At 73.5% G+C, this 21,786-nt stretch carries 16 protein-coding genes and 3 tRNA genes; 8 read left to right on the top strand and 11 right to left on the bottom strand.

All coding sequences use genetic code 11. The features are described from left to right. Window positions 1-48 precede the first annotated feature (48 nt). The 4 genes from ACZ68P_RS03270 to ACZ68P_RS03255 all read right to left on the bottom strand — a co-directional run bounded on the left by ACZ68P_RS03270 (window position 49) and on the right by ACZ68P_RS03255 (window position 5,691). Entirely contained in the window at window positions 49-1,977 is a 1,929-nt protein-coding gene (locus ACZ68P_RS03270; RefSeq protein ID WP_471001767.1) for an ABC transporter ATP-binding protein, read from the bottom strand. After that, window positions 1,977-3,710, bottom strand: coding sequence for an ABC transporter ATP-binding protein (locus ACZ68P_RS03265; protein WP_471001764.1), 1,734 nt, complete (start codon window positions 3,708-3,710; stop codon window positions 1,977-1,979). The genes ACZ68P_RS03270 and ACZ68P_RS03265 overlap by 1 nt, the downstream gene beginning before the upstream one ends. A gap of 144 nt (window positions 3,711-3,854) precedes the next feature. Further along, entirely contained in the window at window positions 3,855-5,294 is a 1,440-nt protein-coding gene (locus ACZ68P_RS03260; protein WP_471001761.1) for an FGGY family carbohydrate kinase, read from the bottom strand. A gap of 82 nt (window positions 5,295-5,376) precedes the next feature. Continuing rightward, window positions 5,377-5,691, bottom strand: coding sequence for a YtxH domain-containing protein (locus ACZ68P_RS03255; protein ID WP_365717175.1), 315 nt, complete (start codon window positions 5,689-5,691; stop codon window positions 5,377-5,379). A gap of 169 nt (window positions 5,692-5,860) precedes the next feature. On the opposite strand from ACZ68P_RS03255, the gene ACZ68P_RS03250 reads away from it, so the two are divergent. The 3 genes from ACZ68P_RS03250 to ACZ68P_RS03240 all read left to right on the top strand — a co-directional run bounded on the left by ACZ68P_RS03250 (window position 5,861) and on the right by ACZ68P_RS03240 (window position 6,252). After that, window positions 5,861-5,933 (top strand) — tRNA-Asn (locus tag ACZ68P_RS03250). 5 nt (window positions 5,934-5,938) lie between these two features. Beyond that, window positions 5,939-6,011, top strand: a tRNA-Asn gene (locus tag ACZ68P_RS03245). 167 nt (window positions 6,012-6,178) lie between these two features. Beyond that, window positions 6,179-6,252, top strand: a tRNA-Ile gene (locus ACZ68P_RS03240). A 127-nt stretch (window positions 6,253-6,379) separates the two neighbouring features. Here ACZ68P_RS03240 and ACZ68P_RS03235 read toward each other — a convergent pair. Beyond that, a complete protein-coding gene (locus ACZ68P_RS03235; RefSeq protein WP_365717177.1) occupies window positions 6,380-6,796 on the bottom strand; it encodes an organic hydroperoxide resistance protein in 417 nt (138 codons plus the stop codon). Between the two features lie 99 nt (window positions 6,797-6,895). Between ACZ68P_RS03235 and ACZ68P_RS03230 the strand changes: the two genes are divergently transcribed. The 4 genes from ACZ68P_RS03230 to ACZ68P_RS03215 all read left to right on the top strand — a co-directional run bounded on the left by ACZ68P_RS03230 (window position 6,896) and on the right by ACZ68P_RS03215 (window position 12,936). Then, window positions 6,896-7,378 carry a MarR family winged helix-turn-helix transcriptional regulator gene (locus ACZ68P_RS03230; RefSeq protein WP_471001758.1) on the top strand — a complete coding sequence of 161 codons (483 nt, stop codon included), beginning with the start codon at window positions 6,896-6,898 and terminating at the stop codon, window positions 7,376-7,378. 72 nt (window positions 7,379-7,450) lie between these two features. Next, entirely contained in the window at window positions 7,451-7,897 is a 447-nt protein-coding gene (locus ACZ68P_RS03225; RefSeq protein WP_471001755.1) for a GNAT family N-acetyltransferase, read from the top strand. Then, entirely contained in the window at window positions 7,894-9,144 is a 1,251-nt protein-coding gene (locus ACZ68P_RS03220) for an MFS transporter (RefSeq protein WP_471001752.1), read from the top strand. The genes ACZ68P_RS03225 and ACZ68P_RS03220 overlap by 4 nt, the downstream gene beginning before the upstream one ends. 126 nt (window positions 9,145-9,270) lie before the next feature. Continuing rightward, complete coding sequence (locus ACZ68P_RS03215; protein WP_471001749.1) at window positions 9,271-12,936, top strand: S8 family serine peptidase; 3,666 nt, start codon at window positions 9,271-9,273, stop codon at window positions 12,934-12,936. A 110-nt stretch (window positions 12,937-13,046) separates the two neighbouring features. Here the strand turns inward: ACZ68P_RS03215 and ACZ68P_RS03210 are convergent, their stop codons facing one another. From ACZ68P_RS03210 to ACZ68P_RS03185, 6 genes are all read right to left on the bottom strand, one after another. Next, window positions 13,047-14,609, bottom strand: a complete 1,563-nt coding sequence (locus ACZ68P_RS03210) for a carboxyl transferase domain-containing protein (protein WP_471001746.1) — start codon at window positions 14,607-14,609, stop codon at window positions 13,047-13,049. Next, complete coding sequence (locus ACZ68P_RS03205; protein WP_471001743.1) at window positions 14,602-16,065, bottom strand: acyl-CoA synthetase; 1,464 nt, start codon at window positions 16,063-16,065, stop codon at window positions 14,602-14,604. The genes ACZ68P_RS03210 and ACZ68P_RS03205 overlap by 8 nt, the downstream gene beginning before the upstream one ends. Window positions 16,066-16,115: 50 nt before the next feature. Continuing rightward, the gene (locus ACZ68P_RS03200) at window positions 16,116-17,357 is read right to left on the bottom strand and encodes a nitrate/nitrite transporter (RefSeq protein ID WP_471001740.1); all 1,242 of its coding nucleotides are present in this window, start codon (window positions 17,355-17,357) and stop codon (window positions 16,116-16,118) included. Window positions 17,358-17,434: 77 nt separating this feature from the next. Next, window positions 17,435-18,958 carry a GAF domain-containing protein gene (locus ACZ68P_RS03195; RefSeq protein WP_471001737.1) on the bottom strand — a complete coding sequence of 508 codons (1,524 nt, stop codon included), beginning with the start codon at window positions 18,956-18,958 and terminating at the stop codon, window positions 17,435-17,437. A gap of 45 nt (window positions 18,959-19,003) precedes the next feature. Continuing rightward, the gene (gene mreB, locus ACZ68P_RS03190) at window positions 19,004-20,056 is read right to left on the bottom strand and encodes a rod shape-determining protein MreB (RefSeq protein WP_471001734.1); all 1,053 of its coding nucleotides are present in this window, start codon (window positions 20,054-20,056) and stop codon (window positions 19,004-19,006) included. 144 nt (window positions 20,057-20,200) lie between these two features. Next, a complete protein-coding gene (locus ACZ68P_RS03185; RefSeq protein ID WP_471001732.1) occupies window positions 20,201-20,776 on the bottom strand; it encodes a hypothetical protein in 576 nt (191 codons plus the stop codon). A 122-nt stretch (window positions 20,777-20,898) separates the two neighbouring features. Here ACZ68P_RS03185 and ACZ68P_RS03180 point away from each other — a divergent pair, with 122 nt between their 5' ends. Next, window positions 20,899-21,696, top strand: coding sequence for an SCO2400 family protein (locus ACZ68P_RS03180; protein WP_471001729.1), 798 nt, complete (start codon window positions 20,899-20,901; stop codon window positions 21,694-21,696). The last annotated feature ends 90 nt before the right edge of the window (window positions 21,697-21,786 follow it).

Here is a 21,786-nt window from a genome sequence, read left to right as displayed (position 1 = left end):
CGAGCGGTACCGGCACCCGGCAGGGCGGTCACGTCACGGCCCGGCGGCTCAGTCGACCTCGGCGACCGCCTGGGCGAACTGGGCGGCGTAGAGCCGGGCGTAGGCCCCGCTCGCGGCCAGCAGCTCCTCGTGGGTGCCCTGTTCGACGATCGAGCCGTTCTCCATCACCAGGATCACGTCGGCGTCCCTGATGGTGGAGAGCCGGTGGGCGATGACGAAGCTCGTCCGCCCGTGGGAGAGCCGGGCCATCGCCTTCTGGATCAGGACCTCCGTGCGGGTGTCGACGGAGCTGGTCGCCTCGTCCAGGACCAGGATCACCGGGTCGGAGAGGAAGGCCCGCGCGATGGTGATGAGCTGCTTCTCGCCCGCGCTGACCCCGGCGCCGTCGTCGTCGATGACGGTGTCGTAGCCGTCGGGCAGGGTGCGGACGAACCGGTCCGCGTGCGCGGCCCGTGCCGCTTCCTCGATGCGCTCGCGGGTGACCTCGCCGGTGGCTCCGTAGGCGATGTTGTCGGCGATGGTCCCGCCGAAGAGCCAGGTGTCCTGGAGGACCATGCCGATCTGCGACCGCAGGTCGTCCCGTGACATCCGGGCGACGTCGACGCCGTCGAGGGTGATCCGGCCGCCCGTCACCTCGTAGAACCGCATCAGCAGGTTCACCAGGGTCGTCTTCCCGGCGCCCGTCGGGCCCACGATCGCGACCGTCTGGCCCGGCTCCACCGTCAGCGACAGGTTCTCGACGAGCGGCTTGTCCGGCTCGTAGCGGAAGGAGACCTCCTCCAGGGCGACCTTGCCCTTGACGCCGGAGGGGTGCTCGCTGAGCGGGGAGTCCGGCGCCTGCTCCTCCGCGTCGAGGAGCTCGAAGATCCGCTCGGCCGACGCGACACCCGACTGGACCAGGTTCGCCATCGACGCGACCTGCGTCAGCGGCATCGAGAACTGCCGCGAGTACTGGATGAACGCCTGGACGTCGCCGATCGACAGCGTGCCCGACGCCACGCGCAGACCACCGACCACCGCCACCAGCACGTAGTTGATGTTCGAGATGAAGAACATGACCGGTTGCATGACGCCGCTGTTGAACTGCGCCTTGAAGCCGGCCTCGTACAGCGCCTCGTTCTGCTCGCGGAAACCGGCGGCCGACTCGTCCTGCCGCCCGAAGACCTTCACCAGGGCGTGGCCGGTGTACATCTCCTCCACATGGGCGTTGAGCTTGCCCGTGGACTTCCACTGCTGGACGAAGTGCGGTTGCGAGCGCTTGCCGATCCTGGTCGCGACGACCACCGACACCGGGACCGTCACCAGCGCCACCAGGGCGAGCAGGGGAGAGATCCAGAACATCATCACGAGCACGCCGACGATGGTCAGCAGCGAGTTGATCAGCTGTCCCATCGACTGCTGGAGCGTCTGCGAGATGTTGTCGATGTCGTTGGTCGCGCGACTGAGGACCTCACCGCGCTTGGCCTTGTCGAAGTACGACAGCGGCAGCCGCGACAGCTTCGCCTGCACGTCCTCCCGCATCCGGTAGACCGTGCGGTTGATCACCTTGATCGACATCCGGGTGGAGACCAGCATCAGCAGCCCGGCCGCCACGTAGATCCCCAGCACCCACAGCAGCACGGCGCCGACCGCCGAGAAGTCGATGCCCTGCCCGGGGATGAAGTCGACCCCGGACAGCATGTCGGCCATCCCGTCGTCACCCCTGGCCCGCAGCGCCTCGATCGCCTGCGCCTTGGTGGTGCCGTCGGCCGTCTGCCGCCCGACCACGCCCGCGAAGATCAGGTCGGTCGCCCTGCCGAGGATCAACGGCCCGACCACCGAGCCCGCCACGCTCAGCACGCCGGCGACGAGCATCAACCACAGGGCGCCCCGCTCGGGCGCCAGGGACCTCAGGAGCCGCTTGCCCGACCCCTTGAAGTCCATCGACCGCTGGTCGGGGCCGCCGCCGGCCATCATCCGTCCGCCAGGACCGGCCATCAGGCTGCCTCCGCCTCGGTCAGCTGGGAGAGCACGATCTCCCGGTACGTCTCATTGCCCGCCATCAGTTCGTGATGGCGTCCGGTGCCCACGACCCGTCCCTCGTCGAGGACCACGATCCGGTCGGCGTCCCGGATGGTCGACACCCGCTGGGCGACGATCACGACGGTGGAATCCGCCGTCTCCTCGGCCAGCGCCGCCCGCAGCCGGGCGTCCGTCTCGTAGTCCAGTGCCGAGAAGGAGTCGTCGAAGAGATAGATCTCCGGCCGCTGCACCAGCGTCCGCGCGATCGCCAGCCGCTGCCGCTGGCCACCGGACACGTTGGTGCCGCCCTGTGCGATCGGCGCGTCCAGGCCGGCGTCCAGCGTCCTCACGAACGCGGCCGCCTGGGCGACCTCCAGGGCGTGCCACAGCTCCTCGTCGGTCGCGTCGGGGTTTCCGTACCGCAGGTTGGTCGCCACCGTCCCGGAGAAGAGGTACGGCTTCTGCGGCACGAGGCCGACTGTCCGGGACATCAGCCGGGTGTCGAGCGTGCGGACGTCCACCCCGTCGACGAGGACCTCGCCGCCGGTCACGTCGAAGAGCCGCGGGACCAGGCCGAGCAGGGTCGACTTGCCGCTGCCGGTCGAGCCGATGATCGCGGTCGTCTCGCCCGGACGGGCGACCAGCTCGACCTCCCTGAGGACCGACTCCTCGGCCCCCGGATAGCGGAAGTCCGCGCTCCGGACCTCCAGATGCCCCCTGCGGCGCAGCTCGCGCACCGGCTCGACGGGCGGGACGACGCTGCTCTCGGTGGCGAGCACCTCCTCGATGCGCTCGGCGCACACCTCGGCCCGCGGCACCATCATGAACATGAAGGTGGCCATCATCACGGCCATCACGATCTGCATCAGATAGGCGAGGAACGCGGTCAGCGCGCCGATCTGCATGCCTCCGCCGTCGATGCGCTGCGCGCCGAACCAGACCACCGCGACGCTGGAGACGTTCACGACCGTCATCACGGTCGGGAACATCAGCGCCATCAGCCGGCCGGTGGCCATCGACACGTCGGTCAGCTCGGTGTTCGACCCCTTGAACCGCTCGCGCTCGTAGTCGTCCTTGACGAACGCGCGGATCACCCGGTTGCCGGTGATCTGCTCGCGCAGCACCCGGTTCACGGTGTCGAGCCGCACCTGCATCGTCCGGAACAGCGGCCGCATGCGCTTCACGATGAGCGACACCGCGATCCCGAGGACCGGCACGACCGCGAGCAGCACCGCCGACAGCGGCACGTCCTGCCCCAGCGCCATGATGATGCCGCCGACGCACATGATGGGCGCGGAGACCATCAGCGTGAATCCCATCAGGACCAGCATCTGGACCTGCTGGACGTCATTGGTGGTGCGGGTGATCAGCGACGGCGCGCCGAACTGTCCGACCTCGCGGGCCGAGAAGGACTGCACCCGGTCGAAGACCGCCGCGCGCACGTCGCGGCCGAGGGCGGAGGCGGTCCGTGCTCCGTAGTACACCGCCCCGATGTTGCAGACGACCTGCAGCACGGAGACCGCGATCATCAGGGCACCGAAGCGCAGGATGTAGCCGGTGTCCCCGTCGACGACACCGTTGTCGATGATGTCGGCGTTGAGGGTGGGCAGGTAGAGGGAGGCGCAGGTCTGCAGCAGCTGCAGGAGCACCAGCAGGGCGATGGGCTTCTTGTACGGTCCGAGGTGGGTTCGGAGGAGTCTTATGAGCACGGATTCACTATCGCCCGAGCCCGCTCGACGTTACGACTCGTTTTGACGCGTGTTCCGGAGTCGGCACGGGTTCCGGAGCCGGCGCGTGCCGCGGCCCCGGCACGTGTCGCCGGAGCCGCCGCGTCCTGTGCGGTCGGCGCGTGGTCAGGAGCCGAACGCCCCCGGGTGGATCTGGTCCCGGGTCGCCGCGTACTGCTGGCGCACCGCCTGACCCACCGGCAGCTCCTCGCCCGGCTCGAAGACCTGGGCGGCGGCCCCCTGCCAGGCCGGGGGAGCGGACGGCGAGAGCGTGCCGCGGGCCACCCCGAGCGCCCACGCGGCCTGCCGGGCCGCGCCGAGCGCCGTGTAGTCGGCCGGCTGGGGGACGACCACCTGGGCGCCGAAGACGGCGGGCGCGAGCGCCTGGACGGCGGGCAGCTCGGCCGCCGCGCCGAGCAGGAACACGCGGCGCACCTCCACGCCCCGTCCGCGCAGCACGTCCATGGCGTCGGCGAGCGAGCAGAGCATGCCCTCGAAGGCGGCCCGCGCGAGGTGCTCGGGCTTCATGGACTCGCGGCGCAGCCCGCTGAGCGTGCCGGCGGTGTGCGGCAGCCGGGGGGTGCGCTCGCCCTCCAGGTACGGCAGCAGGACGAGGCCCGAGGCGCCGGGCGTCGACTTCAGGGCGAGGGCCGACAGCTCCTCCAGGCTGTCCACGCCGAGCATCTCGGCGCTGCCGCGCAGCGCCCGTACGGCGTTGGAGGTGTGGACGACGGGCAGGTGCATGCCGGTGGCGTCGGCGAAGGACGTGATCATGCCGTGCGGGTCGGCGAGCGCCTGGTGGTGCACGGCCATCACGGAGCCCGACGCGCCGAGGGAGACGACCGCGTCCCCGGTCGCCACGCCGAGCCCGAAGGCGGCGGCCATCGTCTCGCCCGTGCCGGCGGAGATCAGCAGGCCTTCGGGAGTGGTTCCGGCGGCCTCGGCGGGGCCGAGCACCTCGGGCAGGACGGCCTGGTGGCCGAGCGCCAGGTCGACGAGGTCGGGGCGGTAGGAGCCGGTGGCCGCCGACCAGTAGCCGGTCGCCGAGGCGGCGCCGCGGTCGGTGGTGCGCCGCAGGGGTCGTCCGAGGAGCTGCCAGACCAGCCAGTCGTGCGGCTGCATGATCATGGCGACGCGCTGGGCGTTCTCGGGCTCGGTGCGGGCCAGCCAGCGGAGCTTGGCGACGGGCAGACCGGCCTGCGGGACGGAGCCGACGGCGTCGGCCCAGGCCTGCCGTCCGCCGAAGGCCTCGACGAGATCGGCGGCGGCCACCTGCGCCCTGCGGTCGTTGCCGACCATCGCGGCGCGCACCAGGCCGCCCTGCGCGTCGAGCGGTACGAGTCCGTGCTGCTGGGCGGAGACTCCGATGGCCTGGACGCCTTCGAGCAGCCCGCCGGCGGCGGCCTCGCCGAGCGAGAGCAGCCAGCTCTGCGGGTCGACGTCGGCTGCCTTCGGCTCGCCCGGATGCGGGGCATACCCCTGCCGCAGCACGGCGCCCGTGTCCGCGTCACAGACGACGATGCGGGTGAACTCAGCAGAACTGTCCAGACCGGCGACTATCCCCATACGGGAGATTCTGCCGCACGCGGGGCGGGAGGGGGAGCGAGCGGGGGGCGGGACGCGCTCGCGGGCGGCCCGCCCCTCGCCCTCAGGTGTTGCTCGTACCCCAGTCGTCCTCGGCGATGTTGCTCCTGACCTGGCCGTTGTGCCCGCGCAGGGCGTGCACCCGGTCGGCGACCGACGGGGGCAGCTTGTCGCCGACCTTGTCGCTCACGACGTGCAACGCCTTGCCCGCGACCTCGCGCCCGGTCTGGGCGGCGGACTCGGCGGCGTTGCGCACGGCCGGGTTCTGGGAGAAGTCCCGCGCGGACTTCTTCAGCTTCTCGTAGCGCTCGCGCCCGGCCCGTGTGCCGATGACGTATCCGAGGGCCACTCCCACGACGAACGTCAGCTTGTACCGCACGGCGGCACCACCCTTCCCTGGAGCTTCCCTGATGCTTCACTGGTGCCCACGAGCGGCCGGGGCATACCGATTGGCGGAGCACCCCCCTGCTTGCGCTAATGTATGTGTCGCAGCGAACGAGCGCCGCTCGGGACACCCGAGGTGGGTACGTTCGGTGCAAACGCAGCAATCCCCTGTAGCTCAATTGGCAGAGCAGCCGGCTGTTAACCGGCAGGTTACTGGTTCGAGTCCAGTCGGGGGAGCGCGATCCCCTGTAGCTCAATTGGCAGAGCATTCGGCTGTTAACCGGAGGGTTGCTGGTTCGAGTCCAGCCGGGGGAGCGAAGAGAAAGAGGACCCTTCAGGGTCCTCTTTCTCGTTTCCGGGAACCACGTCGCGGCGGCGGAAGTCCTCATGGTCGTGCGTTGCCGACCATCCACAGCGAGAGATCGTATGAGCGGCTATGCTGCGGCAGACGGCGCGCACACATGTACGCGCCACACCGTTAAGGGGCGGTAGCTCAGCCGGTTAGAGCAGCGGACTCATAATCCGTCGGCCGTGGGTTCGAGTCCCACCCGCCCCACTCGGGGTCGCGCATGCAGGAACGTTTCCATCCTGTCCGGCGACCACAATGCCCCCGGCGTGACGTACGACACGTACGACACGCCGGGGGTTTTTCGTGCCGTCGCCCGGACGGCCGAGGCGGGGAGTTACTCGATGACGAGCTCCACCGCGATGTTGCCGCGCGTGGCCTTGGAGTACGGGCAGAACGCGTGGGTCTTCTCCAGGAGCTCGCGGCCCGGCTCGCCCTGGAGGTGGTCGGGGAACTCGGCGCGCATGACGACCGCGAGGCCGAAGCCGCTGTCGGCCTCGTCCTTGCCGATGCTGACCTCGGCGGTCACCGAGACGTCCGCGATGTCGATCTTCTCCTGACGGGCGATCACGCCCATGGCGCTCGCGAAGCAGGCCGCGTAGCCGGCGGCGAAGAGCTGCTCCGGGTTGGTGCCCTGGCCGTTGCCGCCGAGGGCCTGCGGGTGGGCGAGGGGGAGGTCGATGTGGCCGTCGGAGCTGATGGCGCGGCCCTCGCGGCCGTTGGCGGTGGCGACAGCGGTGTAGATCGCGTTCATGAGTCCTCTTCCGTTCGGTGCGGTCTCCAGAGATAGTAGCGCGCAATTCAGTTGTGCACAACTCAATCGCTCGTGAGGGGTGTCCCGTACCCTGGAGCCATGGAGACGCTCGACACGACCCCGGACGAGGACTTCCTCCGGCTCGACCACCAGATCTGCTTCTCGCTGCACGCCGCGACCCGCGCCTTCAACGGCGTCTACCGCGGCGCGCTCAAGGAGCTCGGGCTCACCTATCCCCAGTACCTGGTCCTCCTCGTGCTCTGGGAGCACGGCGAGCTGCCGGTCAAGCGGATCGGCGAGCACCTGCGCCTCGACTCGGGGACCCTCTCCCCGCTGCTCAAGCGGCTGGAGGCGGCCGGCTACGTCGAGCGCCGGCGCAGCGTCGAGGACGAGCGCTCCGTCACCGCGCGGGTCACCGACACCGGCGCCGCGCTGCGGGAGAAGGCCCTCGGCGTGCCGCGGCGGATCGCCTCCGCCACGGGGCTGACGCTGGAGGAGATCCGCGGCCTGCGCGACCAGCTCACCGCGCTGGCCGCCCGGCTCGACCGTGTCGACCCGGACGCCTTCGCCGCCTGCGAGTAGGACACCGGAAGGGGACGCCGGAATCCGTCACCTGTAAGGGCCGGAAACCCCACCCGTCCCTATACTCGCTCCATGCCCGCCGTCACCCTCCGCCGCGCCACCGCCGATGACTCCAGGCGGCTCAGCCACCTCGTCCGTAAATCGGCCGCCTACCGCGGTGACTACGCCGCCATGGTCGACGGCTTCGTCGTCGGAGGGTCCTACATCGAGCACCACCCCGTCTTCGTCGCCGTCGACGAGACGCGGCGGGTACTCGGGTTCTACGCCCTCCTGCTCGACGAGGCCGAGCTCGACCTCGCCTTCGTCGCCGACGAGGCGCAGGGGCTCGGCATCGGCCGGATGCTGATGGAGCACATGACGCGGCAGGCCGGCGCCGCCGGGCTCGACTCCGTGCGGGTCGTCGCCCATCCGCCCGCCGAGGACTTCTACCTCCGCACCGGCGCCCGCCGCACCGGGACCGTCCAGCCCGCCGGGCACGTCCACTGGGCCCGCCCCGAGCTGCGGTACGACGTCGCGTGACCGCCACCCAGGAGGAAGGCCGCCGCCGGCTCCTCGCCGACCTCACCCCGCTGCGGATCTCCCCGCACTACCGCCGTCTGTGGTTCGGCAACACCATCTCCTGGGTCGGCCAGGGCATGACCGCCCTCGCGGTCTCGCTCCAGGTGTACGACATCACCCGCTCGCCGTTCTCCGTCGGCCTCGTGGGCCTCTGCTCCCTCGTCCCGCTCATCGTCTTCGGCCTGTACGGCGGCGCCATCGCCGACACCGTCGACCGCCGCAAGCTCGGCCTGTTCAGCGCCACCGGCTCCGCCGTGCTGTCCGCCGCGCTCGCCGCGTCCGCCTTCGCCGGACTCCACGACGTGCGGTTCCTCTACGCGATCGTGGCCCTCCAGTCCGTCTGCGCCGCCCTGAACTCGCCCGCCCGGACGTCGATGATCCCCCGGCTGCTGCCGCCCGGTCAGCTGCGCGCGGCCAACGCGCTGAACTCCATGACGATGACGTTCGGCACGCTCGTCGGTCCGAGCCTCGGCGGCCTCATCGTCGGCGTCGGCGGCTATCAGACCGCCTACCTCGTCGACGCCGTCGCCTTCTCCGCCGCGCTGTACGCGATGTGGCGCCTGCCCGCCATGCTCCCCGACCGGACCGGCGCAAAGCGGGCCTCCGTCCTCGACGGGCTGCGCTTCCTCGCCACCCGCCCCAACCTGCGGATGACGTTCTTCTCGGACTTCTGCGCGATGATCCTCGCCCATCCGCGCGCGTTGTTCCCCGTCGTCGCCGTGGTCTGGTACGACGGCGACGCGGGCACCACCGGGCTCCTCGCCGCCGCCCCCGCGGCCGGCGCGCTCCTCGGCGGGGTGCTCTCCGGCTGGCAGGGCCGCATCCACCACCACGGCCAGGCCATCCTGCTCGCCGTCGCCTGCTGGGGCACCGCCATCGCCGTCTTCGGGCTCACCCGGAACCTCTGGCTCGGACTTCTGCTCCTCGCCCTCGCCGGCTACTCCGACACCGTCTCCATGATCTTCCGCAACACGATGATGCAGGTCGCCGCCCCCGACGAGATGCGGGGCCGGCTCCAGGGCGTCTTCATCGTCGTCGTGGCGGGCGGTCCGCGGCTCGGCGACTTCCTCGCCGGCTCGGTCGCCGACCTCACCTCACCCGCGGTCGCGATCACCGGCGGGGGTGTCGCCTGCGTTCTCGCCGTTGCCGTGCTTGCCCTGTACGGGCGGGGATTCCGCCGGTATGACGCGCGGAATCCGACGGCCTGACCTGGCGGTTGACCGCCACGGCACATAGTCGCCAGGCCGTTGTGGTCTCAACTACCGCTGTTCCGCCGAGACTCGTCGCGTCACCCGGAACCACCCCTTCCCCCGGGTGTGCGAGGAGTTGCGTCGATGACCGGATCATCCGCCAGAGGGAGAGCGGGGCTGCTCGCCGCCGGCCTCTCCCTCGTGCTGCTCTCGGCCGGGCAGACCGCCGCCGCCGGGAACACCGCCACCCCCGTGCCCGACACCTTCGCCGGAGCCCGGGGCGGCAGCTCCACCGTCACGCTGATCACCGGCGACCGCGTCACCGTCACCGACCTCGGCGGCGGCGAGAAGACGGTCACCGTCGACCGCGCCCGGGGCGCCACCGGAGCCGTCCGCAGCAGGATCACGGACGGCCGGGTCACCGTCGTCCCCGACGAGGCGCGCGCCTACCTCGACTCCGGCGTCCTCGACCGGCGGCTCTTCGACGTCAGCGGCCTCATCGAGCAGGGCATCACCGACGCGCTCCCGCTGATCGTCACGTACGGCAAGGGCGCTCGCGCGGCCGCCCCGCGCGGCGCCGAGACGGTCCGCGCCCTGCCCAGCATCGGCGGCGCGGCCGTGGAGGCGAAGGACCCGGCCGCCTTCTGGCGCGGCTTCACCGGGCCCGCCGCCCGCTCCGCCGGCCTCGCCAAGGTCTGGCTCGACGGGCGGGTCGAGGCCGCCATGGCCGACTCCAACGCCCAGATCGGATCGGCCGAGGCCTGGGAGGCGGGGTACACCGGCAAGGGCGTCAAGGTGGCGGTCCTCGACACCGGCGCCGACCTGACCCACCCCGACCTCGCCGGCCGTGTCGCCGAGTCCAGGAGCTTCATCGAGGGCCAGGAGGTGGCCGACCGCGGCGGTCACGGCACCCACGTCGCCTCGACCGTCGGCGGCAGCGGCGCGGGCTCCGACGGCAGGGAGAAGGGCGTCGCCCCCGGCGCGACCCTCGCCGTCGGCAAGGTCCTCAGCGACGAGGGCTCCGGCACCCAGTCGCAGATCATCGCCGGCATGGAGTGGGCCGCCAAGGACATCGACGCGAAGATCGTGTCGATGAGCCTCGGCTCCTCCGAAGCGAGCGACGGCACCGACCCGATGGCCCAGGCGGTCGACACCCTCTCCGCCGAGACCGGCGCGCTCTTCGTCATCGCCGCCGGCAACTCCGGCGCCCCCGGCTCCATCGGCTCGCCCGGGGCCGCCGACTCCGCCCTGACCATCGGCGCCGTCGACGCGGCCGACACCCCGGCCTACTTCACCAGCCAAGGGCCCCGCCACGGCGACCAGGCGCTCAAGCCCGACCTGTCGGCGCCCGGCGTGGACATCCTCGCCGCCCGCTCGCAGCTCACCGCGGGCAGCGGGCTCTACACGTCCATGAGCGGTACGTCGATGGCCACCCCGCACGTCGCGGGAGTCGCCGCGCTGCTCGCGGAGCAGCACCCCGACTGGACCGGCGCCCAGCTCAAGGACGCCCTGATGTCCTCGTCGAAGACGCTCGCCGACTCCCCGTACGCGCTCGGCGCGGGCCGGGTCGACGTGGGCGCCGCCGTCGCCGCGCGGGTGACCGCGACCGGCTCCGCCGACCTCGGCTTCGTCTCCTGGCCGTACGAGGAGAGCAAGCCGGGCACCCGGACCGTCACCTACACCAACTCCTCCGACGAGCCCGTCGCGTTGGACCTCGCCGTCGAGGGCGTCCCGGCCGGAGTCGCCACCCTCGCCGACTCCGCCCTCACCGTGCCCGCGCACGGCACCGCCCGGACCACCGTCACCGGCGACGGCACCAAGGCGCCCGTCGGCCAGTCCTTCGGCCGGATCACCGCCTCCGCCGGCGGCGTGCCCGTCGCGCACACCGCGCTCGGCCTGGTCAAGGAGGGGGAGCGCTACACCCTGACCGTCCACGTCAAGGACCGCGACGGCGCCCCCGCCCCCGCCCACCTGGGCGTCCAGCGCCTCGCCGAGGGCCACGACCCGTTCCCGGAGACGGTCGGCGAGTCCGGCACCCTGCGCCTGCGCCTGCAGCCCGGTACGTACACCGTCGACACCTTCCTCGACGTCCGCGGCGCCAAGGGCGAGGACTCGCTCGGGCTCGGCTTCCTCACCGAGCCGGAGATCGTCCTCGACCGGGACCGTGAGATCACCCTCGACGGACGGCGGCTGCGCGAGATACGCGCCGAGGTCGAGAAGCGGACCGAGACCCGCCAGCTCCTCATGGAGTTCGACCGGGACGCGAACGGCGCCTCCTACGGCGGAGCCGTCCAGGTCCCGCCGGTGTACGACTCGGTCTTCGCGGCCCCCACCCGCAAGCCCGCCACCGGCACCTTCGAGTACCGGACCGTGTGGCGGCTGGGCAAGCCGCTCCTGGAGGCGAGCGCCGGCGGGCAGCGGCTCTCCGACGCCACTCCGCAGGCCGGCACCGCGCTGCTCGAAGGCGGGCACCGCCTCGGGGTCGTCGACGCGGGCACCGGCACGGCCGCCGAGTACGCCGGGAAGAACGTCCGGGGCAAGGCCGTCCTCGTCCGCGCGGTGCCCGGCGCCGACACGGCGCAGATCGCCCAGAACGCGCAGGACGCGGGCGCCGAGGCCCTGTTCGTCACCGACGACGCGCCCGGACGGCTGATGTCCTGGTTCGGCACGGCCGACTACCAGGACCGTCCGCTGGCGGTCGCCACCGTCGGTTCCGCCGACGCGGCCCGGATCCGCGCCGCCGCGGCGCGCGGCGGCCGGCTCGACCTGACCGGCACCCCCTTCACCCCGTACACCTACGACCTCTCCGAGGGACACCCGGGCGCGATCGGCACGGACCTCGTCTTCCGCCCCGGCACGCACGAACTGGCCACCGTGCGCTCGGCGTTCCACATGCCCACGGGCCGGAAGGAAGCCGGTGGCGAGTTCCGCTACTCGATCACCGACACCTTCCCGATCGGCTTCGGCTTCAAGGAGCGGATCGCGTTCCCGACGGAGCGCACCGAGTACGTCTCCACCGGCAGCGGGCAGGGCTGGCACGAGTCGGTCGACCTCGGGGACTCGCTGGAGCAGCGCGGCGGCGTCAACTCCTACCGGGGCGGCGGCCACCACGCGCTCGACTGGTTCGAACCGGTCTGGCACGCGTGGCTCGGCACCGGTCTCGGCTGGGGCCAGGAGCGCCGCGGCAACTCCCTGAGCTTCAACACCCCCGGCTGGGGCGACTCCGGGCCCGACCACACCGGCTTCGGCAACGTGTGGGGCGACGACTCGATGACCCAGTTCACCGAGGTGTACGTGAACGGCGTCCGCGTCGACCGCAGGACGAGCTCCGCCGCGTACGCCTGGGACGCCCCGGCCGAGGAGGCGGAGTACAGGGTCGTCACCGACACCACCCTCGACCCGGCGCGCTGGCGGCTCGCCACCCGCGGCCACGCCGAGTGGACCTTCCGGTCGGCCGAGACCCCGGCCGACCGCACCACCCACCTGCCGCTGATCAACCTCGGCTTCGACGTCGACACGGACCTCCGCGGCGACGTCCGCGGCGGGCAGCGGCTGCCGGTGCGGATCTTCGCCGAGTACGTCGAGGACGCGTCGGGCACGGGCCGGATCGGCGGCGGAACGCTGGAGGTCTCCTACGACGAGGGCACGACCTGGACGAAGGTCGCGCTGAAGCCCTCGGCGCGGGGCGGCTGGGCCGGTGACGTGCGGGTGCCGCACGGGGCGTCGTCCGTGTCGCTGCGCGCCGGCGCGAGCGACGACCGCGGCGGCGCGGTGAAGCAGGAGATCATCAGGGCGGTGGGGGTGCGGTAACCCCGTCGGCCGGGCCGGATGCGTGCCCGGCGGGGCACGACCCAGGGCTCGGAACGGCCGCGGCCGTTCCGAGCCCTTCGTGTGCGCGGTGCGTCATCCGCCGTGCGGCGTCATCCGTCCTGCGGGGTGACGATCCCGCGCACCACGCCGAGGGCGACCAGGTCCTGGGGACGCAGGCGCAGTTGGTCGGCGGTGGCCGGAATCCGGTCGGGCGGCCGCTTGAGGATCGCCGCGGCGAGTTCGGGCGCGATGACGGAGAAGTAGCCGTCGGGGGTGGTCCAGGTGTTCCCGGCGGCGGCCAGGGCGAGCGCGCCGCCGGAGCCGCCCTCGCCGATCAGGAGCGAGGTCACCGGGACACCGGCCGCCGCGATCGCGGCGAACGCCTCCGCGATGGCCGGGCCCGCTCCCGCCCGTTCGGCCGCGGCGTCGTTGGCGGCGCCGGGCGTGTCGATCAGGGTCAGGACGGGGATTCCGAGCCGGTCGGCGAGGCGGACGAGCCGGGCCGCCGTCCGGAATCCCGCGGGCCGGGTCGCGGAGCCGTCCTGCGCCGCGTACGCGACGACCCGGCCGGCGTGGATCCCGAACCCGCACTCCACCCCGGGGTCGACCCCACCGGCCCGGTCGCCGCGCACGGCCGCCCGTTCCTCGAAGTACGCGTCCAGATAGGCCCCGGCGCGCGCCCGGCGCGGGTCGCGCGCCCTGCTGACGGCGGCCCACCCCGTCCCGGGCGGCCCGGCGGCGGCAAGGGCACGCGGTACGGGGGCGGGCCCCTGCTCCGGCCCCGGCGTGCCGCTCAGCAGCCGCACCCAGCGCGAGAGGGCGTCGCGCAGCTCCTCCGGCGGGACGATCGCGTCGACGTGGCCGTGCTCCCACTGGTCCTCGGCGGTGTAGGCCGCCGGATCGGCCTCCGGCGGGCGGACCCGGGAGCCGGCGAAGGCCACCTGGGCGGCGGGCAGGGCGAGGACGACGTCCGCCCCGGCGCCGACCGTGGCCCAGCCGCCGCCCGTGGACGGGTCGCGGAGCACCGCCACATGGGGGACGCCGGCCGCCCGCAGGCGCACCGTCGCGGCCGCCACGCGCTGGAGCTGGGTGAGGGCGACCATGCCCTCCTGCATCCGGCTGCCGCCGGTCGCGACCAGCGTCACCAGCGGTATCCGCCGTTCCCGGGCCGTGTCGTACGCGGCGACGAGCCGGTCACCGGCCGCCCGCCCGAGCGAGCCCCCCAGAAATCCGAACTCGAACGCCACGAGGACGACCGGGCGCCCGCCGACCGTCGCCACGCCGTACAGCACGGACTCGTCCTCACCGGTCCGCTCGGCGGCCCGGGCGCGCGAGGCGTCGTAACCCGCCCAGCCGAGCGGCCCGTCGGACCCGGGCCTGCCGGCGACGCGCCCGTCCGGAGCTCGCCCGTCCAGGGCGGGGGAGCCCGGAGCGGGGCCGTCGGAAGCCCGTGCGTCCGGGGCGGGGGCGCCTGGGGCGTCCGCCGCTCGCCCGTCCGCCGCTCGCCCGTCCGGGCCGGGGCCGCCCGGGGCTTGTGCGACCGGGGCCGGGACGGCCGCATCGGCCGGGGGTCGTCCTTCAGGGCCGATGGCCCCCGGCGCCGGAGCGGCCGCCGGAGTGAAGTCGTCCGCCACCAGCGCGATCACCTCGCGCGCCGTGAGTCGCTCAGTCATCGAGCGCCGCCGCCCCCGGCAGCGCCTTCTTGAGGATCTTGCCCATGTCGTTGCGCGGCAGGGCAGCCAGGAAGCGCACCGTCCGGGGGCGCTTGTGCGGAGCGAGGAGGGCCGCCACATGGGCGGACAGTGCTTCGGCGGCCGGGGGACGCTCCGGGTCCGCCGGGACGATCCACGCCACGATCCGCTCGCCGAGGTCCGGGTCGGGTTCGCCGGTGACCGCGGCCTCGCGGACGTCCGGGTGGTCGAGGAGCGCGTTCTCTATCTCGCCCGCCCCGATCTTGTAGCCGCCGCTCTTGATCAGATCCGTCGCCTTGCGGCCCACGATCCGCACGGCCCCGTCGGGGTCCCGGACCGCCATGTCCCCCGTGCGGAACCAGTCCCCGTCGAAGGCGGCCGCCGTGGCGTCCGGCCGGTTCAGGTACGCGCTGAAGAGGTTCGGGCCCCGGACCTGGATCTCGCCGACGCTCTCCCCGTCCAGGGCCTCGATCTCCGTCCCGTCCTCCTCCACCAGCCGCAGCTCCACGCCGCGCAGCGGCAGTCCCACCGAGCCGGGGCGCGGGTCGGAGCCCACCCGCACGCTCGTCAGCATGAGCGTCTCGGTCATCCCGTACCGCTCCACGACCTGGCGGCCCGTGGCCGCCCCGAGGCGCGCGTGGTCGTGCAGCGGGAGCGCCGCCGAGCCCGAGACCAGCAGCCGCGCCCCGGCCAGCGCCCGGACCAGGGCCGGGTCGGAGGCCACCGCGTCGGCCAGCCGGTGGTACATCGTCGGCACCCCGAACAGCATCGTGCCGCCCTCGCCGAGCGCCCCGGCCACGCCCTCCACCGAGAACGTGCCCAGATGCCGTACGGAACCGCCGCGCCGCAGCGGGCCGAGGATTCCCAGGATCAGCCCGTGGACGTGGAACAGCGGCAGCGCGTGGACGAGGACGTCGTCCGCCGTCCACGCCCACGCCTCCTCCAGGGCGTCCAGGGAGGCGGCGACCGCGCGCCGGGAGAGCACCACGCCCTTGGGGGGCCCGGTGGTGCCGGAGGTGTAGACGATCAGGGCGGGCGACTCGGCGGCGTCGGGTTCCGCCACCACCGGGCCCCGTGCCCGTACGTCCACGTCGACCCGCTCCAGCGACGCCAGACCCGCCGGGAGGTCGTCCGCCGCGCCAGCCAGGACCAGGCCGGGCACGCTGTCGCCGAGGATGTGGGCCAGTTCCCGCTCGCCGGTCCGCGGATTGAGCGGGACGGCCGGCACTCCGGCGAGCAGCGCCGCCACCACGGCGACCGCGGTGCCGGCCGTGGGCGTGGCCCAGAGCGCCACCCGGCCCGCGTCCTTCAGCCGGGGGGCCAGCGCGCCCGCCGCGGCGGCCAGTTCGCCGTACGTCAGGGTGTCGGCGCCGAAGCGCAGGGCGGGCCGGTCACCACCGGCCGGGCCGGCCGCAAGGGCCGGGAAGAGCGCGCTCATCGGTCGTTCTCCTCGCGTCGCGGGATGCCGAGAGGCATTCTGCCCGCGCGTCAGGGGCGGGGCGCTGCGACCTTGCTCACCTCGGGCGGCTGGTCCTCGACCCCGTCCCGCGTCGGCCGGATGGTCCGCATCCGCCCGTACGCGTACACGCAGCCCGCCAGCGCCAGGTCGGACAGGAGCATGAAGCCGATGGAGTACGAGTCCTTGGCGCTGTAGATCGCGCCCATGACCAGGGGCGGGACGAAGCCGCCGAGGCCGCCCATCGCGCCGACGATGCCGGTCACGCTGCCGACCTGTGGCTGCGGGGTGACCTGGGAGACCAGCGCGAAGACGGATCCACTGGCGGTGCCGAGCCCGGCGGCCATGCAGAGCAGCGCGATCGTGCCGCCCGGGTTCAGGGGCGGGTCGAACGCCTGGACGATCGCGAGGAGCGCGACGAAGCCGAGGGCGCCCGAGGTGACGAGGGCCGGGTGGACCCGGTCGGAGAGCCAGCCCCCCAGCGGCCGGAAGACGACCGTCACCAGCGCGAATCCGGCCGCCTTGGTGCCGGCATCGGTGGGGTCGAGCGCGTACCAGGTCTTCAGGTACGTGGGCAGGTACACGCCGAAGGCGACGATGCCGCCGAAGCCGATCGCGTACAGCGCCGACAGCTCCCATGTCACCCGCAGCCGCCCCGCCCGGCCGAGCCGGGTGGCGAGGGAGGCGGTGGGGACGGGCCGGTCGGGGCGGTCGGTGACGAGGAGGAACGCCAGGACGGCGTAGCCGGCGAGGGCCACCGCGACGACGAGGAACGGCAGGTCCTCGCCGTGCTCGGCGATGCGCGGGGTGAAGTAGCCGGACAGCGCGACCCCGCCCATGCCCATGCCGAAGACACCGAGGGCCAGCCCTCGCTTGGCGGGCGGGAACCAGGAGTTGACCAGGGGGATGCCGATGGCGAACGTCGTGCCGCCCAGCCCCAGGAGGAAGCCGACGGCGAGCATCGCGCCGTACGAGTTCTTCGCCGGGATCAGCAGCAGGACGGGCACGATCGTGAACGCCGAGACGAGCGGGAACATCAGCTTCGCGCCGTACCTGTCGGTGAGCGCGCCGACCGGGATCCGGCCGATCGATCCGACGAGCACGGGAACGGCCACCAGCAAGGACTGCTGGACGGAGCTGAGGGCGAGCCGGTCGCCGTACCAGCTGCCGAGCGGCGCGATCAGGGCCCACGCCCAGAAGGTGAGCGTGAAGCCGATCGTGGCCAGCACGAGGTTCCGGTAGGCGGCCGGGGAGGGCTTCGCGTCGGTGTCCACCCCACCAGTCAAGGTCGCACCGCTCCGCCGGTCGCGCCGGACTGCGCCGTCCGGGGGGCGGCCGGGGGCGCCCCGGATCAGGGCCAGCGCACCGTCGTCGGCGGATCCGCGTCGTCGGTGACGGTCAGGCGCGGGCCCTCCGGCGGCGCCGCCACCTCGACCGTGAGCGCCGTGACGCCCGGCCGGCGGTGGGCCGCCGCCAGCGCCCCGCGCAGGGCGGCGAGGAGCCGGTCGCCGTCCGCGCCGTCGACGAGCGTGTCGACGGCGCCGGAGAAGTGGACCGAGGGCTGGAAGCCCAGCAGGGCCGCCGCGCCGCCCGTCTCCCGCAGCACCCGCCCGCGGAAGGAGGTCGGGGCGTCCGCCGGGGGCTGCTGGAGGGCGAAGATCGTCGTCCGCACCTCCTGGATCGTGGAGTCCAGCTCGTCCACGGCCCGCCCCAGCAGCGTGTTCTCGTCGGAGGACTCCGCCGCCCGCCGCCGGGTCGACTCCAGCATCATCTCCGTCGCGAAGAGCCGCTGGACCACGAGGTCGTGCAGGTCACGCGCGATCCGGTCCCGGTCCTCGTACACGGCGAGCCGTTCGCGGTTGTGCCGCGCGTCGGCGAGGACCAGGGCGAGCGCCGCCTGGGAGGCGAACTGCGAGGCCAGCAGCCGCTCCACCGCCGTGTACGGAGGTCCCCCGCGCCGCCGGGGCAGGGCGAGGGTGCCGATGAGCCTCCCGCCGCTCTGCAGCGGCAGCATCATCGAGGGCCCGAAGCGCGACCGTACGTGCGTGGTCATCCGGGGATCGGTCGCGGAGTCCTCCACGAACACCGCCTCACCGCCGAGCAGCTGGGTGAGGACGCCGGAACCGGGGGCGATCGTGGTGCCCACCAGGTCCCCGGGATCGCCGTCCGTCGAGGCCGCCACGATCTCCATGCCACCTTCCTCGGTGGGCTGCAGGACGACCCCGGCGGAGGCTCCCGCGAGCAGCCGGGCCTGCTCGGCGACGGTCGTCAGCGCGCCCTCGGCCGGCTCCCCGGTGAGCAGGGCCGTCGTCACCGCCGCCGCGCCCTCGATCCAGCGCTCGCGCTGCCGGGCGGTCTCGTACAGCCGGGCGTTGCCGATGGCGATCCCGGCCTGGGAGGCGAGGACCCGCAGCAGCGCCAGGTCCTCGTCCGTGAACGGGCCGCCCCGCTTCTCGGTCAGGTAGAGGTTGCCGAACACCTCGGTGTGCACCCGGATCGGGACGCCGAGGAAGGAGCGCATCGCGGGGTGCCCCTCGGGGACCCCGCCGGAGCGCGGATGGGCCGTCAGATCCTCGAGCCGCAGCGGGCGGGGATCCTGGAGCAGCAGGCCGATGACACCGGCGTCTTTGTCGGGCAGAGGCCCGATCCGCTGCCGCTCGGCCTCCGTAAGACCGGCCGTGAACAGGTCGGTGAGCCGCCGGCGCTCGGGATCGACCACCCCGAGCGCACCGTAGCGCGCCCCGGTCAGCTCGGCCGCGGAGTCCACGATGTGCTGGAGCGTGGCCCGCAGTTCGAGGTCGGTGCCGACGCTGAGGACCGCTTCGAGCAGCGCCGGCAGGCGGGGGGCCGGTTCGTCCGCGTCCATGATCGACATGGGCTCATTGTCGTACAAGCGGAAGAAAACGGAATGTCGGGCCGGTCATTCCACCTCGGCCAGCGGGTCCGCCCGGTCCAGGACCATCGGCTGGATCTTGCCCTCCAGCATCGCGCCGAGTCCGAGGATCGCGCAGACGTCGGGCCGTTCGGCGATGTGCACCGGCATGCCGGTCGCCTCGCGCAGCATCTCGTCGAGACCGGGGAGCAGCGCGCTGCCGCCGACCATCATGATCCCGCGCTCGGCGAGGTCGGCCACCAGGTCGGGCGGGCACTCGCGCAGGATCTTGCCGATGCCGTCCAGGACGGCGGTCAGCGGGGTGTGGATGGCGTCCCGCACGGCGGCGGTGTCGACCGTCACCGAGCGGGCCAGGCCGGTCGCCACGTCCCGGCCGTGGATCTCCGTGGAGGTCGGCCCCTGGAGGGTCAGGCCGTTGCCCCGGAGCGCGAGCTGCAGCGGGCGCACGGACTGGCTGGGCAGCATCAGCTCGTGCTGGTGGCGCAGGTGCTGGATGACGGCGTGGTCGATCGCGTCGCCGCCGACGGGGATGCGCTGGGCCGTGACGATCGAGCCCAGCGAGAGCACCGCGACCTGGGTGGTCGCCGCCCCGCACACCATGATCATGGTGGCGGTGGGCTGCTCGACGGGGAGTCCGCAGCCCACGGCCGCCGCGATCAGCGTGTCGACCAGCTCCACCCGCCGCGCCCCGAGGCCGACCAGGGTCTCGACCGCGGCGCGCTGGGCGAGCGGGTCGCTGTCGTGCGGGGTGCAGGCGGCGGCCCGCAGCCGGGGCTTGCGGCGCAGCTGGCGGCGGAGCTTCTCGCCGAGGAGGTGGCGCAGCATCCGCTGGGCCATCTCGATGTCGACGACGGTGCCGCCCGAGACGGGCCGGACGACCCGGATGTAGTCCGGCGTGCGACCGGTCATCTTCTCGGCCAGCGCGCCGACGGCGATCAGCGCGCCGGTACGGGTGTTCACGGCGGCGACGCTGGGCTCGTCGACGACGAGGCCGGCGCCCTTGACGAAGACCCGGGTGCGGGCCGCCCCCAGGTCGACGGCGACATGGCAACGGCGCAGCTGGTCAAGGCTGACGGTCACGGCAGATCCTCCGGAGTGCGGTGCTGGCACGGAGCGAGGTGTACGCGGTGGTGCTTCGGCGTCCTGTTCGCATCGTGCGTTTCCGCCGGGCGGGGCGCGCGCTGGGCTGAGCCGCCCGGGGGGCCGCCTTCCGCCGACGGAAGGTCAGAGGAGGCGTTGCAGCAGGCCCCAGGTGAACTCGGCGGCCCGCGCGGTCCCGTCGGGGAGGGTGAAGTCGAGGCGCAGCCGCGTGGGTGCGCTGCCGTCGCGCACCCGGGCCGGCGGGAAGGCGTTCCCGACCTCGCTCAGCGTGCAGCCCCACGGCCGCAGGTCGGCCTCCGTGCGCAGCTCGGGGGAGGGCGCGCCCGGCGCCCTGACCAGGCCCCGGCCCCACACGTCCGGGGCGGCGCGACGGCCGAGCGGGCCGACCATGACCTCCCAGCGCAGCTCCGGCCAGAGCGGCAGGGGCCACCGCAGGATCTCGGAGGAGTACTCCTCGACGACCCGGCGGGTCTCGGGCTCGCCGAGAGCCGAGCGGTAGCGGTGGAGTTCGCCCGGTCCGCGCCGGGCGTGGGCCCACGCCTGCCATCGCCGGTTCGCCTCGCGCATCTCGGTCCGGCTCGCGCCGAGCGCGCGCATGGCGTCCTCGGCCAGCTCCGGCTGGTGGTCGGCCATCCGGCGCAGCAGGACCAGCTGGAACTCCCGCGGCCCGAAGGCCCCGACCGGCGCTGACGGCTTCATGTGCCCATCCTGCCCGAAGCGGGAGATTGGTGACGGCACGCCGTGGACCTGGGGTTTCCTCACAGGATCCTCACGTTCATGGGTACCTGTGCGGTGCGGGGGGCACATAGCCTGCGGGCTCCATGGACTACTGCCACCGGTGCCGAAGGCATCTCAACGGCGCCCTCGCCTGTGCCGGGTGCGGGACCCCCGTCGAGGAGCTGAGGTACGACACCCCCCGCGCCGCCGACGACGCGCCCGCGGCCGAGCACGTCTACGAACTGGACGTGGTCGAGCCGCCGCGCCCCGACCCGGGGGGCCGCCGAGCCGCGCGCCGGGGTGCCGGAGCGGCCGGCTCGTCCGGGCGGGCGTCCTCGCGCAAGGGGCGGCGGGCGCGCAGCCGCCGGGGCCGCAACGTCCTGGTGGGCACGCTCGGGATCGTCCTGGCGGCAGGAACGCTGAGCCTGGCCAAGCTGGCCCTGGAGCCGCCCGGCGACGACGGCGCGGCCGTCGCCGTCGAGGAGGAGATCGTCGAGACGTCGCTGCCTCCGGTGCCCTCGCACAGCACGGGCCCCTCGGAGGGGCCGAGCTCGGTCGACGTGCCGGCCTCGGTGTCCGCGACGGCCTCGCGGGTGTCGGCGGCGGGCGGTTCGTCCGGCGGTTCCTCGGACGGCGGGTCGGGGGGTACGGGGGAGGGGACCGGGGACACGGGCGGCTCCCAGGGCTCCGGCGGGGGCCCGACGGGCCCGCCCGGCGACGCCACGCCCTCCGGTTCGCCGTCCTCGTCCGCCCCGGCCGACGAGCCGTCCCCAGGGGAGAGCTCGCCGACCCCGGGCACCACGCCCACCGGATCCGCCGACCCCGGCGCGCCGACGACCGCGCCGCCCCCGCCGCCCCCGGCGCCCACCAAGTCGACCTGCGTCCTCTTCTGGTGCTGGTAGCGGCGGGCCCGGGGCGGGGAACGCCCGCCGCCGTGCCGGGAGCGCCCGGCTGCAGCTGTCGGTGGCGGCCGGCCCGGTGTCCTCCGCGGG

The organism is Streptomyces sp. NPDC036822 (genome assembly GCF_055609145.1).
Note: the sequence above shows the minus strand (reverse complement) of the source record. Positions and strands in the feature narration are given on the sequence as shown.

Coding starts and splice junctions, on each gene's coding strand:
- ACZ68P_RS03260 (WP_471001761.1), bottom strand. CDS start 5,294: ATGGGGATAGTCGCCGGTCTGGACAGTTCTGCTGAGTTCACCCGCATC.
- ACZ68P_RS03185 (WP_471001732.1), bottom strand. CDS start 20,776: ATGAAGCCGTCAGCGCCGGTCGGGGCCTTCGGGCCGCGGGAGTTCCAG.
- ACZ68P_RS03270 (WP_471001767.1), bottom strand. CDS start 1,977: ATGGCCGGTCCTGGCGGACGGATGATGGCCGGCGGCGGCCCCGACCAG.
- ACZ68P_RS03205 (WP_471001743.1), bottom strand. CDS start 16,065: ATGAGCGCGCTCTTCCCGGCCCTTGCGGCCGGCCCGGCCGGTGGTGAC.
- ACZ68P_RS03230 (WP_471001758.1), top strand. CDS start 6,896: ATGGAGACGCTCGACACGACCCCGGACGAGGACTTCCTCCGGCTCGAC.
- ACZ68P_RS03215 (WP_471001749.1), top strand. CDS start 9,271: ATGACCGGATCATCCGCCAGAGGGAGAGCGGGGCTGCTCGCCGCCGGC.
- ACZ68P_RS03235 (WP_365717177.1), bottom strand. CDS start 6,796: ATGAACGCGATCTACACCGCTGTCGCCACCGCCAACGGCCGCGAGGGC.
- ACZ68P_RS03195 (WP_471001737.1), bottom strand. CDS start 18,958: ATGTCGATCATGGACGCGGACGAACCGGCCCCCCGCCTGCCGGCGCTG.
- ACZ68P_RS03180 (WP_471001729.1), top strand. CDS start 20,899: ATGGACTACTGCCACCGGTGCCGAAGGCATCTCAACGGCGCCCTCGCC.
- ACZ68P_RS03225 (WP_471001755.1), top strand. CDS start 7,451: ATGCCCGCCGTCACCCTCCGCCGCGCCACCGCCGATGACTCCAGGCGG.
- ACZ68P_RS03210 (WP_471001746.1), bottom strand. CDS start 14,609: ATGACTGAGCGACTCACGGCGCGCGAGGTGATCGCGCTGGTGGCGGAC.